This window comes from Candidatus Schekmanbacteria bacterium, from assembly GCA_016219965.1.
Lineage (GTDB): Bacteria > Schekmanbacteria > GWA2-38-11 > GWA2-38-11 > J061 > JACRJM01.
The window spans coordinates 396,200-411,070 of sequence record JACRJM010000007.1; the positions used below are offsets into that span (position 1 = coordinate 396,200).

The 14,871-nt window shown below is 41.7% G+C and carries 20 protein-coding genes, 2 tRNA genes and 1 riboswitch; of the genes, 5 read left to right on the forward strand and 17 right to left on the reverse strand.

Annotation, left to right across the window (positions count from 1 at the left end; genetic code table 11):
• Positions 1-54: 54 nt before the first annotated feature.
• Positions 55-399, forward strand: a complete 345-nt coding sequence (locus HZA77_10235; protein MBI5375804.1) for a hypothetical protein — start codon at positions 55-57, stop codon at positions 397-399.
• An 8-nt stretch (positions 400-407) separates the two neighbouring features.
• Here HZA77_10235 and HZA77_10240 read toward each other — a convergent pair whose 3' ends face one another.
• The 13 genes from HZA77_10240 to HZA77_10300 form a co-directional block, all read right to left on the reverse strand.
• On the reverse strand, positions 408-1,886 hold the full coding sequence (locus tag HZA77_10240; GenBank protein MBI5375805.1) for a Do family serine endopeptidase: 1,479 nt from the start codon (positions 1,884-1,886) through the stop codon (positions 408-410).
• Between the two features lie 33 nt (positions 1,887-1,919).
• Complete coding sequence (gene thiC, locus HZA77_10245) at positions 1,920-3,194, reverse strand: phosphomethylpyrimidine synthase ThiC (GenBank protein ID MBI5375806.1); 1,275 nt, start codon at positions 3,192-3,194, stop codon at positions 1,920-1,922.
• Positions 3,191-4,567: a bifunctional hydroxymethylpyrimidine kinase/phosphomethylpyrimidine kinase gene (gene thiD / locus HZA77_10250; protein ID MBI5375807.1), complete on the reverse strand. Its 1,377-nt coding sequence runs from the start codon at positions 4,565-4,567 to the stop codon at positions 3,191-3,193. The genes thiC and thiD overlap by 4 nt, the downstream gene beginning before the upstream one ends.
• Positions 4,567-5,196 (reverse strand): thiamine phosphate synthase, encoded by a 630-nt coding sequence (gene thiE / locus HZA77_10255; GenBank protein ID MBI5375808.1) that lies wholly within the window; start codon positions 5,194-5,196, stop codon positions 4,567-4,569. The genes thiD and thiE overlap by 1 nt, the downstream gene beginning before the upstream one ends.
• An 8-nt stretch (positions 5,197-5,204) precedes the next feature.
• Positions 5,205-5,981 (reverse strand): thiazole synthase, encoded by a 777-nt coding sequence (locus HZA77_10260; GenBank protein MBI5375809.1) that lies wholly within the window; start codon positions 5,979-5,981, stop codon positions 5,205-5,207.
• A 2-nt stretch (positions 5,982-5,983) separates the two neighbouring features.
• Positions 5,984-6,184, reverse strand: a complete 201-nt coding sequence (thiS, locus tag HZA77_10265; protein ID MBI5375810.1) for a sulfur carrier protein ThiS — start codon at positions 6,182-6,184, stop codon at positions 5,984-5,986.
• Between the two features lie 59 nt (positions 6,185-6,243).
• Positions 6,244-6,350, reverse strand: a riboswitch (TPP riboswitch).
• Positions 6,351-6,440: 90 nt separating this feature from the next.
• Positions 6,441-7,067, reverse strand: coding sequence for a hydrolase (locus HZA77_10270; GenBank protein ID MBI5375811.1), 627 nt, complete (start codon positions 7,065-7,067; stop codon positions 6,441-6,443).
• A gap of 242 nt (positions 7,068-7,309) precedes the next feature.
• Positions 7,310-7,504 carry a type II toxin-antitoxin system VapB family antitoxin gene (locus tag HZA77_10275; protein MBI5375812.1) on the reverse strand — a complete coding sequence of 65 codons (195 nt, stop codon included), beginning with the start codon at positions 7,502-7,504 and terminating at the stop codon, positions 7,310-7,312.
• 89 nt (positions 7,505-7,593) lie between these two features.
• Positions 7,594-8,016: a GNAT family N-acetyltransferase gene (locus HZA77_10280; protein MBI5375813.1), complete on the reverse strand. Its 423-nt coding sequence runs from the start codon at positions 8,014-8,016 to the stop codon at positions 7,594-7,596.
• 78 nt (positions 8,017-8,094) lie between these two features.
• A complete protein-coding gene (locus tag HZA77_10285; GenBank protein MBI5375814.1) occupies positions 8,095-8,343 on the reverse strand; it encodes a hypothetical protein in 249 nt (82 codons plus the stop codon).
• A 199-nt stretch (positions 8,344-8,542) separates the two neighbouring features.
• Positions 8,543-9,412, reverse strand: a complete 870-nt coding sequence (locus tag HZA77_10290) for a hypothetical protein (protein MBI5375815.1) — start codon at positions 9,410-9,412, stop codon at positions 8,543-8,545.
• 342 nt (positions 9,413-9,754) lie between these two features.
• Positions 9,755-10,159 carry a hypothetical protein gene (locus HZA77_10295; GenBank protein MBI5375816.1) on the reverse strand — a complete coding sequence of 135 codons (405 nt, stop codon included), beginning with the start codon at positions 10,157-10,159 and terminating at the stop codon, positions 9,755-9,757.
• Positions 10,114-10,578, reverse strand: a complete 465-nt coding sequence (locus HZA77_10300; protein ID MBI5375817.1) for a hypothetical protein — start codon at positions 10,576-10,578, stop codon at positions 10,114-10,116. The genes HZA77_10295 and HZA77_10300 overlap by 46 nt, the downstream gene beginning before the upstream one ends.
• 209 nt (positions 10,579-10,787) lie before the next feature.
• Between HZA77_10300 and HZA77_10305 the strand changes: the two genes are divergently transcribed.
• A complete protein-coding gene (locus tag HZA77_10305; protein MBI5375818.1) occupies positions 10,788-11,519 on the forward strand; it encodes a zinc ribbon domain-containing protein in 732 nt (243 codons plus the stop codon).
• A complete protein-coding gene (locus tag HZA77_10310) occupies positions 11,516-12,193 on the forward strand; it encodes a hypothetical protein (GenBank protein MBI5375819.1) in 678 nt (225 codons plus the stop codon). Before HZA77_10305 ends, HZA77_10310 begins: the two co-directional genes overlap by 4 nt.
• Here the strand turns inward: HZA77_10310 and HZA77_10315 are convergent.
• Positions 12,178-13,071 (reverse strand): PH domain-containing protein, encoded by an 894-nt coding sequence (locus HZA77_10315; GenBank protein MBI5375820.1) that lies wholly within the window; start codon positions 13,069-13,071, stop codon positions 12,178-12,180. The genes HZA77_10310 and HZA77_10315 overlap by 16 nt on opposite strands.
• 132 nt (positions 13,072-13,203) lie before the next feature.
• Between HZA77_10315 and HZA77_10320 the strand changes: the two genes are divergently transcribed.
• A complete protein-coding gene (locus tag HZA77_10320; protein ID MBI5375821.1) occupies positions 13,204-13,353 on the forward strand; it encodes a hypothetical protein in 150 nt (49 codons plus the stop codon).
• Positions 13,354-13,432: 79 nt separating this feature from the next.
• Here HZA77_10320 and HZA77_10325 read toward each other — a convergent pair whose 3' ends face one another.
• A complete protein-coding gene (locus HZA77_10325) occupies positions 13,433-13,732 on the reverse strand; it encodes a hypothetical protein (protein MBI5375822.1) in 300 nt (99 codons plus the stop codon).
• 127 nt (positions 13,733-13,859) lie between these two features.
• Between HZA77_10325 and HZA77_10330 the strand changes: the two genes are divergently transcribed.
• Entirely contained in the window at positions 13,860-14,624 is a 765-nt protein-coding gene (locus HZA77_10330) for a tyrosine protein phosphatase (protein MBI5375823.1), read from the forward strand.
• A gap of 9 nt (positions 14,625-14,633) precedes the next feature.
• Here the strand turns inward: HZA77_10330 and HZA77_10335 are convergent.
• Together HZA77_10335 and HZA77_10340 are read right to left on the reverse strand one after the other, a co-directional pair.
• Positions 14,634-14,706: transfer RNA gene (locus HZA77_10335), tRNA-Cys, on the reverse strand.
• A gap of 34 nt (positions 14,707-14,740) precedes the next feature.
• Positions 14,741-14,813, reverse strand: a tRNA-Gly gene (locus tag HZA77_10340).
• Positions 14,814-14,871 lie beyond the last annotated feature (58 nt).

Consider the following 14,871-nt stretch of genomic DNA (forward strand, 5'->3'; position numbering starts at 1 on the left):
TAAATTAGTAATACCCTCTTTGCAAGCACAAAACTCTATCTAAACTTAAATGCCATGTATTTCAGAAATATATATATCAGGGGATTAAAGCCCGTAAAATTAAAGGTTGCCGACAAATTTAAAAAACCGTCAGCAAAAGATAACCTTAAAATATGGCCCAAAAGCTACAAGCGCTTTTCTGTGAGCAGCAATGAAGAGGAAAATTTTAAGGTTGAACCGCAGAAACACAATTACAAACTTCTATTGATTTCAATCGGGATTCTCCTGCTTCTCTGGTTTGTATTCATTAGGCCCATTGAAAAGATAAAGACACCACATAGTACGCCGGACAAATCAATTGCAGTGCAACTTTCTGATAACAGCGCAGCAGAAAAACCGGATGGAGAAGAGTCGCACTGAGACTCCCGTCAATCACCGTCGGTTGAAAGATAGACACCTTTCCCGTCCCTGATTACCAGAAAAATAAAGGCATTGCTTGGAGATAATTCCTTTAGAACCCTGCTGAATTCCTTGCTGTCTTTAACCCGCAGTGTGTTTATTTCAAGGATAACATCCCCTTCCATAACCCGCGCCTTGTAACCTATTCCGCCATCTCCGACAGATTCAACAATGACTCCGGGTTCATTGACCTTGAATTGCTTGGCGAGCAAAGGGTTAAGGTCCGAAACGACAATCCCCATCCTGTCCTCGAAATTCCCTGAAGACCTTATTAAGAAATTCCTTGATAGCTCTACCGGCGTGATCTGCATGTTAATTGTCTTACCTTCCCGGAAAACAGTGAGCGGGTATGGTTTTCCCGGAGATGATTTCTCTATGAGGGAATAAAGGTCTCTGCATGAGCTTACAATATTGCCTCCATAGTTTACTATGATATCACCGGTTTTTATCCCCGCCCGTTCTGCTGATGTGCCTACTGCAACGTCTCCCACCAAAGCACCCATCTCATCGCTCACGCCAAAGCTTTTAGCAATCAGCTTATCAACAGGCTGGATTCTCACACCGATCCAGGAGCGTTCCAATCTGCTGTTTGAAGCCATTTCCGCTACGGACTGTTTTATGCTGTTAATCGGTATGGCAAATCCTATCCCTGTGCCATTGGCGATAATCGCAGAGTTTATCCCGACGACTTCGCCGTTGATATTGAGGAGCGGCCCTCCGCTGTTCCCCTGATTTATAGGAGCATCTGTCTGAATGAAAGAGTTGGTAGTCCCCATGCCGAGCAGTCTTCCTTTTGCACTAACTATGCCGGCAGTGACCGTATGCCCAAGCCCGAAGGGATTGCCGATGGCAACTACCCATTCCCCAACTTCTGCCTTGTCTGAATTTCCAAGAGTCACGAATGGAAGATCTTTCCCGGAATAGATCTTAAGAAGCGCCACATCCTTGTCAGGGTCTCTTCCGATTATCTTCGCCTCAAACTCGCGCGTGTCGGACAAGGTGACATTTATCCTTGTAGAACTCTGAATGACATGGTTGTTGGTAAGAATGTAGCCGCTCTTGTTTATTATAAAACCTGAACCAAGGCTGATTCGCTGGTAATATTTTGAATTTTTCTTCCCGTTGAAATTATTAAAGAGGTCTCCGTACGGCACCCCCTTTTCTCTTTTCTCGTACTCCCAGTGATGGACGTCATCCTCTTCCTTTGCCGTTGAATAGGTGTTGATATTCACCACCGCACTGTCAATGGCATTTACCAGAGGAACAAAAGTAAGCGGACGGGAGGAGCTGTCAGTCTCTATAATGGGATTAGGGTTTTTAACCTCTGTCCATATCCTCTCAGATATATTGCGGTTAAGATCCGACATGCGTCCCACAGTGACTGCAATAAATATAAGAAATACTAAAACTATTGCAGAGACATGATCTCTTTTTGAAGTTCCGTTCATGTTATTTATTTTTATTCTTTCATTTTTCTTCTTTTATTTTTCATCCCTCATCGAGCAGAAAACTCCGCACATGGTACATACGTCGGGAGCCGCGGGTTTTGACGATTCCCTTATGGCAGCAGCCTTTTCAGGATTGATTGAAAGGCTTATCTGCTTCTTCCAGTCAAGATTTCTTCTCGCCCTGGCCATTTCAATATCCCTTTCCATGGCGCCCTTCTTCCCCTTTGCCACATCGGCGGCATGTGCGGCAATCCTTGCGACTATCACGGCTTCCTTCACATCATCAACCGTTGGAAGCCTTAAATGCTCGGACGGAGTCACATAACAGAGAAAATCCGCACCATAACTTCCTGCAAGTGCACCTCCTATGGCTGACGTAATGTGATCATAGCCAGGAGCAATATCGGTAACAAGAGGACCTAATACATAAAACGGCGCTCCTTTGCAAAGCTTTTTCTCCAAAAGTATATTGGTCTCAATCTGGTTAATTGGGACATGTCCGGGACCTTCTATCATAACCTGCACACCTACATTCCATGCAGACTGCGCAAGCTCACCCAGATGGATAAGCTCCTGCACCTGCGCCCTGTCAGTGGCATCGCTAAGACATCCCGGCCTTAAACCATCACCAAGGCTTATCGTTACATCATACTCCTTAAGGATCTCGAGGAGCCGTCCATAGTCCTCATAGTAAGGATTCTCTTTTTCATTATGCCTCATCCATTTTGAAAGTATGGAACCGCCGCGGCTCACTATGCCGGTAATGCGTCCCTCTTTATCAAGGGCATCAAGAGCTCTTAATGTCACACCGCAATGGACTGTTACGAAATCAACCCCTTCTTTAAGATGGTCTTCAACAGCCTTGAAAAAATCATCTTTCTTTATATCCTTTATGGACTTTCCATTTTCAAATGCATCAACTGCCGTCATATATATTGGCACAGTGCCTACCATAACATTGCTTGCTTTAATCACCCTGCGCAAGGTCTCTGCTAAGTTGCCGCCTGTGCTTAAATCCATTACTGCATCTGCTCCGGCTTTTACCGCAACTTCAACTTTTTTTATTTCCTCATCAATGTCGTGCATCTCAGGGGAAGTCCCGATATTGGCATTCACTTTTGTGAATAGCCCTTCACCTATGCCGCGCGGCTCTATCCCCCGCTTTCGTCGATTATTAAATGGAATCGCCACTTTCCCTTCTGCTATTTTTTTAGCAAGCTCTTCGCAGTCTATCCCTTCATAAGCGGAGACCCTTTCCATTTCAGGTGTCAGTTCCCCGCTTCTTGCTTTTTCAATTAATGTCTTCATTTATTTCCGCCTTTTGCTTTCCCTTCCGGATATGTCTTTTTCATTTCAAATGCAATCTTTAAAACCTTTTCTGCCGCCTCTTTGGCGCTTCTGCCAAACACCCTGATCATTGGCTCTTTGCCTTCTCCCCCTTTGTCAAAAATAATATCAGGGCATTTTCCTTTTTTCCTCAGTATCTGCTCCACTCCCCAGTCAAGGGTTCTTCCTTCCTTTGAACTGTTGCTTTTTGGTTCGCTTTTCCTTGAAAATTCCGCAACCTCAAGACCGAGTTTTTTTGCCGCAGAAACTATTGATGGAGAATATTTTATATTCATTGAACCTGCAATGCTTTTATCAAAACTGCGCGCTGTAAGAAGGACGCGGGCAATATGGCTTGATGCTCCCATTTTGGGAGAAGACAAAACTGCAATGTCATCGCCAAGCCTTACGATCCGTCCCGGAAATGCGGCTACATCATCTATAGTATTTCCTCTCACGGTTACAGAGGCTATGTTGGTCTGGACTTCAGGGATAAGAAAACCTAATTGCCTTCCCTTTAAAATCTCAAAAGCATTCTGTGCATCTTCGATTGCTGAAAGCTTCACTGCATCGCGGACAACCCATGATGATGGATCAGGCGGGCTTATGCCGTTCCCCACTCCCTCTGAATTAATAAGTGCGTTCTCAACATATTCCTTTGCTTTGGAGACTGCACTTTTAAGGTCAAAACCACAGGCTAGTAACGATGCGATAAAAGCTGAAAACATACAGCCTATGCCATGAGTATTTTTTGACTCGATCCGCTTCCCTTCGAACAATGTAAAAGCCCTGCCATTATAAAAGACATCAACGGGTGCGCCTTTAAGATGCCCTCCCTTTACAAGTACATTTTTTGCCCCAAGTTTAACTATCACTTTTGCAGCAGACTTCATGTCATCTATATTTTTTATATTTATACCGGAAAGCACAGTCGCCTCATCAATATTGGGAGTGACAAGGATAGAGAGAGGAAATATTTTTTCGACAAGGGATTTTATAGCCTCTTTTTTAAGAAGTATGTTTCCTCCCTTTGAAACCGTTACCGGGTCAACTACGAGATTCCTCACCTTGTAATGTTTAAGTCTGGCGGCTGTCACATTTATAAGAGCGCTTGTATAGAGCATCCCTGTCTTTACAGCATCAAATTTAATATCTCTTAGGACTGCATCAAGCTGGTTTTCCACAATGTCAGCAGGCAATGAAAAAATGCTTTCAATGCCAAGAGTATTCTGTGCTGTAATGGCAGTTATGACCGTTGCACCGTAACCACCCATGCTGTTTACTACTCTTAAATCAGCCTGAACGCCTGCACCGCCCCCTGAGTCTGAGCCGGCAATAGTCAATACCTTAAACACTATGAAATAATCCTCCTGATTTTCCTGGCTTCTTCTTCTGCGTCTCCTGCGCAAAGAATAGCCCTTATCATTGCCACACCGTCTGCCCCTGCATCAATCACATCTTTGCAGTTTTCGATATCAATCCCTCCGATGGCTATGACCGGCACTGAGACGTTCTTCCTTATCAGCTTTATTCCTTCAATACCGCGCGGCTCTATCAATCCTTCTTTTGAAGGGGTCTTAAAAACAGGACCATAGGTAATATAGTCAGCGCCTTCCTTTTCAGCCGTAACTGCATCTTCAACTCCATGGCATGAAACCCCTACAATCATGGAATAGGGTTTTAACAGTTTCTTTACCTCATAAAGAGGAAGCGACTTCCATCCAAGATGTATCCCGTCAACTCCTGCTGCAATCGCGACATCAACGCGGTCGTTGATTATTATCTTTGCTGATTTCCCTGATGCTATTTTTATTTCCTGCACAAGCTTATAAAGTTCGCGGGCATTTAAATCCTTCTCGCGCACCTGGATTGAATCAACGCCGCCGCGTACAGCATCTCTCGCAATCCCGCACAAATTCCCTTTTGCAAGCGCCCTGTCTGTTACAAGGCAAAGTTTAAATGGAGTCTCTTTCAACCCGTTCAAGATATATCCTATTCGATCGTGCCATCAAAAGGGCTTGAAGCCGTTGCATAAAGTTTCTTCTGTATTCGTCCGGCAAGATAGGCAAGGCGTCCTGCATGCACTGCATATCTCATTGCCTCAGCCATGAGAAGCGGCTTTTTCGCTCCCGCGATGCCTGTGTTCATAAGCACTCCATCACAGCCAAGCTCCATTGCTATTGCAGCATCCGAGGCAGTGCCAACACCTGCATCAACAAGCACCGGGACTTTTACGGTCTCAAGGATTATTCTTATATTGTAGGGGTTCCTTATCCCAAGCCCTGAGCCAATAGGGGCGCCAAGGGGCATAACCGCAGAGGCACCGGCATCTTCAAGTTTCTTTGCCATGATTGGGTCGTCGTTTGTATATGGAAGAACTATAAAACCTTCTTTAACTAACACTTTCGTAGCTTCAAGGAGAGCCTCGTTATCGGGGAAAAGTGTTTTCTCGCTCCCTATGACCTCAAGCTTTACCATGCTTGAAAGCCCTGCTTCGCGTCCAAGGCGGGCAGTCCTTATTGCATCATCCGCTGTATAGCATGCAGCAGTGTTTGGAAGTATTGTATATTTTTTCCTGTCTATGTAATCGAGCAGGGATTCTTTCGTTGAGTCGCTTATGTTTATCCTTCGCACCGCGACAGTCACAATCTCAGCGCCTGAAAGTTCAAGCGCCTGCTTAGTCTCTTCGAAGCTTGCGTATTTTCCTGTCCCGACAATAAGCCTTGATTTGAATTTCTTATCACCGAGTATTAGATAATCTTCTGACATGTTCATCCTCCTCCAACAAAATGTATTATCTCAACAATGTCTCCGTCTTTTAAGGACACCGACATGTAATCTTCTTTTTTAATGACTTCCCTGTTAAGCTCCACGGCAACCTGTTTTCCGGCAATTCCCAAAGATTCCAGAAGTGCGTAAACCGTAAGCTCTCCGCTGAATTCTTTCAACTCACCGTTAATTTTTAATTGCATCAACTCACCGCACCAAAAATAAAAAAACCGGAAACCTAAAAGGTCCCGGCTATTATCAATAAGGCAAATCTTTGCTCCCTTCGCTGGCATTACCCAGATCAGGTTCAAAGGGTCACCCCGCAAACCGGGATTTCTCAGCCCTCATCAGGCTCCCCTAACAACCGCATATTAGACTTCCTGCTTTAATAGTCAAGGATTTTATGGAGTGGCAATTTACTCCGTAAACCCTTTTCCCTTCATATCTTCCATCCCATATTTACTTGCCGGACTTAAGCGACATATAGCTGTTGATAAGGTTGCGGTAGTCGGGGATGTGCTTAGAGAACAACATTCCCAGACCCTCAACATCATTGCGCCAGTCTCGATGCAATTCGCAGGCCACACCGAACCAGGTCATAAGTTGCGCACCTGCGGCAGACATGCGATCCCAGGCGGAATGTCGTGTAACCTCGTTGAATGTGCCCGAGGCATCTGTTACGACAAAGACTTCAAAGCCTTCCTCCAAGGCCGACAACGCCGGAAAAGCGACACATACTTCAGTCACTATGCCGGCAACGATCAACTGCTTCTTGCCGGTAGACTTTACTGCCTTGACGAACTCCTCATTATCCCAGGCATTGATCTGGCCGGGACGGGCAATGTAGGGTGCACCAGGGAAGGTTTCCTTCAACTCTGTCATCAACGGCCCATTCGGCCCATCTTCAAAACTTGTAGTTAGGATGGTTGGTAGCTTGAAATATTTTGCGAGATCGGCCAGAGCCAAGACGTTATTCCTGAATGTATCCGGATCGATATCGCGCACTAGTGACAAGAGGCCGGACTGGTGATCTACCAACAGTACAGCGGCATTGTTTTTATCAAGACGAACATAGGATTTGCTCATGGCATGACTCCTTTCATGGTTTGAGTTTAGTCTCAGACATGAATGGGTGAGAGATGATAACATACGTCATAAATCTTTTCCTCATTCTATACGCTTCTATTTTAAAATTAAATTATTGAAAAGAAATTTGCAAGGAATCTACTCGGTAAATCCTTTTCCCTTCATCTCATCTGGTTTTTAATGAACGGGAGAAACAGACTGGATTGCCCTCTATACGGGAACAATAAGAAAGACAAGTTTATCTATCTTAAATCTGAAAGATTTCCTTCCCAAAGTCCTTTATGTCTTCCTGTGAGAAGCTTCTTCCTTTTTAACCGGCTCACCAACTCACGCAGAGCCAGCTCAACCACTTCCTTTTTTGTTTTCAAGGAAGTCAATTTCTTTGCCTCGTTTATTAGTTTGTCTTCCAAAACTATATTGGTTCTTTTGGTATACATAATCATCCTTCTTTACACATTAAAAAAGCTTATTATTTTTATGCAAGCAATAAGAAAAATAGTTTATCGATAGACAATATGCGAGTAATTTACTCTGTGAATCCTTTTCCCTTCATCTCATCTGCTTTTCTGAAGAGTGCCATGCCGGTCTTCATTTTCCGCAATCCTAATTTTCTGTAAAAATCTTCTTTACCGGGAGAGGCAAAGAGGATGACATTGCACTGCGAGAGACGGGAGAGGATGTTTGTAATAATTTTAGTTCCAATCCCCTTTTTTTGGAATTCAGGGACAACAGCTACATCATAGATAGCGGCCTGATAAGCCCCATCGGAAATTGCCCTGCCAAAACCAATCAACTGTCCGTCATGATAGACAAACACAGCGACATAGCTGTTCTCAAAGGCTTTCCTGTGTATGCCGGGCTCATGATACCCCATTCCGACACGCTTTAGCGTTTCCGATACCACTTTCCACTCCACTCCGGAACATTCAAATTTAATCTCTATTTCCACAAAGACCCCCTGAGGACTGAATGGTATCAGAGTGTAACACTGAGAGTATCATGCGATATTCAATTTGTTATTTTTTAATTACTCTGCAACTTGATGGATAATCTCAGAGATATAAGTTTGATATTTTATACCTATTTTTTTTGCTTTAACTTTTATTTTTTCAATATCTTCACTATTAACTCTTATAGTCATTGTTATATCTTTCTTTCGTGATTTAAGAGACCTCTCTATTTTTTCAAGTTCTTTACCTTTTATCTTTTTATACTCACCACGCAGTAATGCGCTTTCAATCTCTCGTTCTTCTTTAGTTAATCTAATTTTTTTCATTGTTTATCTTTCAGGATTTTGTTTTTTTCTTCATTATCCACAAACCGTTGCAATATTAGAGATAAGTTTTTTGAGTATTTTAACCTTCTGAATTTTTCACAAAGCTATTTTGTCTCTCGACTTAAACATTTATGACTTACATTTGTTAGCTATGAAGATTTGACCTTATTACCCTTTTGAACTTAATACATAGACAACATCATCCTGCTCGTTTAATATCATTTTTAGTTAACTGATATATTGCTGCCTTTAAAACTTGCCAGCATATTGCAGCAGTGTGTTTATCAGGATTAAACCCACTACTAACTTGCTCATATGGGTGAATATAGTTTCTAAAATATCTTAACGAATGACTAAATTTTCGTACATCTTCCAGTAGGAGACCTACATCATATGCTACATCAATAAAATTGTTTAATGACCAATCTGGAAATTGTTTAACTTTTCCTTCCTTATCTTTTGGTGACATCTTTGATTGATTAAATTCTTTTGGATGTTTTAAAGCTATTCCAAGTAAAATACCCTCCAGTGTACTTCCTGCAAGAAATATTACAGAAAGTGGCGCAGTGACAGATAAACATTTTTTCATTTCTTCAAATCGATATTTCAATGTCTCGGTAATAACTCCATCAAGTCCAATTTTCTCAAGTGAAATTTCGCTAAACTCTCTTTTTAAAAACTCATCTTCTTCTGTTTCACTTGAACTATCTTCGAAGTTTATTTTATCAGCTTTTGCAAATATTATTTCTTTTTCATTCCTGACAACTTTCCAATTATCAAATGCGAGATATTGATTAAACTCTTTGATGAATTTGTCTAAATCAGCAAATCGACCAATGAAGTTTACTGGTGCAAACAATTTCTTGATACATTTGTCCAATTCAGGAGTACCGTTGATTTTGGAAAGCTTTTCATCTGTGTACATCCATCTTGAAGGGAATCCTTGTAAATATTGATCCTTAAATCCTAACTCATTAAAAAAACTAACTAATTGAGGGCCGGAACGATATTCCGTTTCTTCATTAATCAGGTTTCTTAATTTCTCAAGTGATTTTTTCTGAAGAATCATTTTAATCCTATATTTGAAACAATAGATGGGGACAAATCTTCGTTATCTACAAACTGCTCACTCTGAGAGATAAGTTTTTCGAAAATTTTCACCCTCTACTTTTTTCACGCAGTCATTTCGTTTCTTGTCTCACAAATTTATGACTTATATTTGTCGTTATGAAAATTTTACACTACTAGCCTCATCTTGTCTCCTTCGATTTTTATTGATCTAACACAGAATTGAGTAATGAGTCACTGAAAGATAACAATATGCCTACAACTAATTGGCATCCATCATAGCAATGTAAGCAAAAAAAACGACCTAACGCACTCGTTCAAGTGCAGCGTGTACTGGGGGGGGTCAGTCACTATATTTGGAAGTCTGCCATGAGTTAACCTCGAATAGTACGGCACAATCACCGGAATTATTCCAGACAGTTTTCTCAAGTCCCCAAAACATGAAGTGTGTTGTAGACCCATCTTGGTTCTTCTGTTCACTTGGTGTTCCCGATTTTGTATAAAGGACTACGGAGTCCCCAGCGCGTACCTCTTTTGGCTTGAACCAGTATGCGTGCCGTTGGAGGTTTGAGATTGCATTCTGAGACGTATACGTTGTGTCAAACACAATAAAGTAATTTAGGTTCGTAGTAGCAATGACTTTAAGCCACAACCGCTCTTTGTTGGCTACACCTCTGTCGACGATATTGACTATTTCAATCTTCATCTTTTTACAATCCTCCCGACAGATGCGCCCACTATAATGCATAAACCAACTATACCAGCGATGACGCCATATTCGGACTTCTCTCCCCAAAAAAACGGCATCAGACCGATGATAGCGCCCCCGAGACCTACTCCTACGCCAAAAAAAATCTCTATTGCTTTTTGAGTCAGTAATTTCTCAGAGAGTACTGCTGCTTTCTTGTCGGATTCATGATAGAGGTTTATGTATGATCTTAAATACTCCCGCTCATCATCAGCTTCTTCGAGCAGGCCGAGGATAAGCTTCTGCACGCCAGGGGAGAACAACTCTTCGTCGGTCAATTGCCTTCTAACATCTCTGAATGCTGCTCGTCGTCCAGATGGTGGCACACCAGACTCAATCGTGCCAGTTTCACGTGGTTCTGTTTCCTTTTTTTGACTGGGAGGGCCCAATGCTGAAGCCTCAGTTTTAACATCATTCATTTTTCGCCTCCATCATAATTTCAAAGACCTAACATTCCTCTTTATATTTATTCCCTGATTGTCAATTTTATACTCATCATTAAAATACTTAGTCAAGAAAAAGTGCCTATAAGATAATTTGAACGTGTAAAAAAAGATAACAAATATTATAAAATGATTTATGATTGACAATCCATTCCATCAACTCAGAAATCTTAAAAGGTAAGATAATGATATGTCCTAAATGCAAAATAGAACAGGCTGACGGAAATACTGAATGCACAAGGTGCGGGATTATTTTCGAAAAATATGAAGAGCATCAGAATTTACTTGCTGAAGAAAAGATTCCTAAGGCTTGTGATGATGAAACAGTATCTTCTCTCATCTCATTAAAAGACTTCTTGTTCTACGTAGCTCCCGGCACCAATCCCTTTTATCTTGGCGGGAGAATAATTGTTTTCTTATTCATTCTGGCCTGGAGCATAAACTTTTTCCGTTTTCCAATGGAGAGCAATCATTCGGGGGAAAGTTTCCTCCATTTCATAAACATCCCCTTCCATGAAGCAGGGCATATTATATTCATGCCCTTTGGGAGATTTATGAGCGCTCTTGGCGGCACACTGGGGCAACTGCTCATACCGTTTGCCTGTCTTTTCACTTTCCTTATAAAAACACGTGACACCTTCGGAGGATCAGTAGCATTGTGGTGGACTGGAGAAAATTTTCTTGATATTGCCCCCTATATAAATGATGCGAGGGATTTAAATCTTTTACTCCTGGGCGGAGTGACAGGAAAGGAAGTTGAGGGGCATGACTGGGAATTCATTCTTGGCAAACTACAGGCTCTCCGGTATGATCACACTATTGCAAATATTATCCATAATGCCGGAATCGTCGTGATGATTCTTTCGCTTTTATGGGGAGGGTACATTATTTTTAAACAGGTGATTTCAAGAGCATGAAGCTGATAAAGAATATTCCAATAAAAATTGATAAAGATGAGCTGTTAAAGATCCTGAAAATAAAAAAGGAGTCTGCGGGAAAAATCAATGACAATCTCGCAAGGCTGATAGATGAAGAAATAGCGCGGGGGATGAAACTCGCAAGGCCTCAGGCGCTTTATGAATTTAGAAAAGTAATAAATTCTGATGGTGACGGTGTTGAAATAGAAGGCGGCATAAAGATTGGCGAAAACACTTTCAAGAATTACATGACATCAATTGACCGAATCTGTTTTGCCCTTGTGACCATAGGTCCTGCCCTTGAAGAGGAGGCTGACAAGCTTCAAAAGGATGGCGAATACACCCGTGCAATGATACTCGATGCTGTAGGGTCAGTTGCAGTTGAAGATGCGGCAGGGAATTTAAACCACATGATTTGCGACAAATTAAAAGGGAAGAAAACCGGAATATCCCGCCGCTTCAGTCCTGGATATGGAAAGTTCAAGGTTAAGGAACAGAAAAAAATATCAGACATAATCCCATTCAAAAAAATTGGAGTGGCTCTCACATCATCATTCATGATGGTGCCTCAAAAGAGCATAAGCTTTTGCCTTTATACTGGAAAGCTTAAAAAAGAAATCCCCGGAACCTGTAATATATGCGGGATGAAGGATTGCCCTTACCGCAGCTGTTGACCGGTCTTATCTTTTTCCGGAATGAATGACCTTATCTGTTTGAGGCAGAAAAAATAGCTCAGGGTTTTTGTTGATACAAGAAGGAAGAGATAGAAAAGTGCGAAGGGCATATAAGACATGCCTTTAAGAAATATCTCATAAATATAAAAAACCGCCCCTGCCATGAAAAACAATTCTGTGAAAAGTCCTGCAATGCCTGCGCGGAAGAATCCAGTCTTCATATATGCGCCTCCCGGGATCAAAAGAGAATCCTGAAGAAGTTTCTTGTCATCCTTGAATTTTTTACCGCATGCCTGACAGCAAAAAACACCTTCTCTCAGAAGAGAAAGACAGTCAGGGCAGACATGATATGCAAACTTTACATTACCATTCTGTATGCTTCGCGGGGCGCTCAATATCCTGTTCTTAAGCCTTCCTGCAATATCTTCAATATCGGCTTTGCTAAGGTTCTCATAGGATAATGCAAGATTATCTCTGCATTTTACATCAAGGCTTTTCCAGATTCCTGCTGAGCATCTGATATCTTTTATTGCAGAATATCTTACAATTCTTATCCTGTTTCCTAAGAGCAAAGGACCGCCGGTTGATATTTCAATAAGTCTCCTGTCAGTGAATACAAGAACGACTTTTTTGACAGTGTAAGCATAACAGAGAGTTATTACCGCCTCCCAGATTTTTATCTTTTCAGCGGCAGATACCAGCGCAAGGACTTCCTCATTTTTTTCGATCAGACTGGAAAGAAGCCCGGATATCTCTTCAAATGTTTTTATTTTAGACTTAGTTTGTTTATCATTTAATACTTTACTTGGCGGATCAACGAGCACCGCCCCGGGGAACTTAAAAGCTACTGTTTTAGTATTCATAATAACGTCACTCATATAAGCCTCTATTTTTTAATTAGTCACTTTTAGAGCTATTTACAAGTGAGGGTTTCGGTTCACTGGAGGGATACTTAAGCAGTCAAATTATTTGGAGTAATTGGTAATAAAAAAGAATCGAAGGATTTAGAGATGACAAATCTGACGGCACGTTCGGGGAACGTGCCCTACAGAAGCGTAACATGTCCTACAGAAAATGATGCAGGGTCTGTGAGTTTATTTGTAGGGTCTGTGAGAATAGTTGTAGGGTCTGCTCCCCGAGCAGACCGGATAATTCATTAGAAAAGGAAGTGGTTTTCTATGAAAAAGTATTTATGAGCCAGTCACTGACGAAGTATAATGTTAAAATATTACGCTTGAGTCAGTGGTTATTGATGGGTTTAGAGGTAAGCCCGCTGATGAAATGCTTAAAACTTGCCCTCTCAATTATTTCTTCATCGGTCTGGGAGCAGTTATTCTCTTCAAGAAAAGCTTCCCAGCACTGATGCGTATAAACACATTTTGTAAAACAATACTCAGCGTATTCTTTTTCCTCAGTCAGAAAGTCTATTGGATTATCTTCTGCCTCATTTATGGCATAATAACCATTTCCAAAGCACCAGCAACCAATACATCCGAATTTCTCAGCAAGCTGACTGGATCTGTCTTTTCTTTCACCCATATTATTATCTCCTGATTAGATGTTATTTATCACTACTTCCCATGATATTCAAGAAATAATTTATTTGAGCAATTTAGTATATTCCGCCCAGCTTTACTTTTAGTTTATTACATTGTAAAATCTGTGAATGATAGATATTCATTGCCATATATTGCCTTCCATAGATGACGGTCCTGACAATATTGACGAGTCAATTGAAATGGCTAAAATTGCCGAAGCCGACGGCATAAAAAAAATAGTTGCTACCCCACATCAGCTCGAAGGCCTGTACCAGCCCAAACCGGATTATATCCTTGCTAAAATAGAAGAGCTGAACAATCTGTTAACAGACAGGGGGTGCAATGTTGAAATCCTTCCCGGTTCCGATGCGCACATTTCCCATGATCTAATAAGCAAGATCGAGTCAAATGAAGTTTTTACGCTAAACCGGAAAAACCACATTCTCCTTGAGTTTCCAAATCAGTTTGTATCCGAAAGGATAAAAGAGCTTTTATCAAGTCTTATTTTAAAACGGATCACACCTGTAATCAGCCATCCTGAAAGAAATTTGATGTTTCAGCGCAACCCGAACCTTCTGTTTGAAATGATAGGAATCGGAGCGCTTTCTCAGATAACCGCAATGAGTGTGATTGGAGAATTTGGATATGATGCAAAAAAATCGGCAAAAAAATTCATCTCCCACAGGATGGTTCATTTTGTCGCATCTGACGCACATTCATCAGTGGGAAGGACTCCTGAAATAAGCATTTGCATCAAGCATCTTAAGAAAATCATATCTGAAGATGAAGTCGAAGAGATTCTTTTTACGAACCCGGAACTCGTTATACTGGGAAAGAGCGTCTATCCGCGCCAGGCGGAAAAAATACGATCCTTTTTTGGCCTCTTTGGGTAAATAAAAAAAAGGCGGCATCCGGACTCGAACCGGAGAATAACGGTTTTGCAGACCGCTGCCTTAGCCACTTGGCTATGCCGCCGGATTGATTTCTTTCTGCCAAAAAGCAAAAAAAAAGCGGGAAACGGGGCTCGAACCCGCGACCCCGACCTTGGCAAGGTCGTGCTCTACCAGCTGAGCTATTCCCGCAATAATGCAAAAAGAGATAATACAAATTCAAAGCCGTTTGTCAATCGGAAAGGGAAGC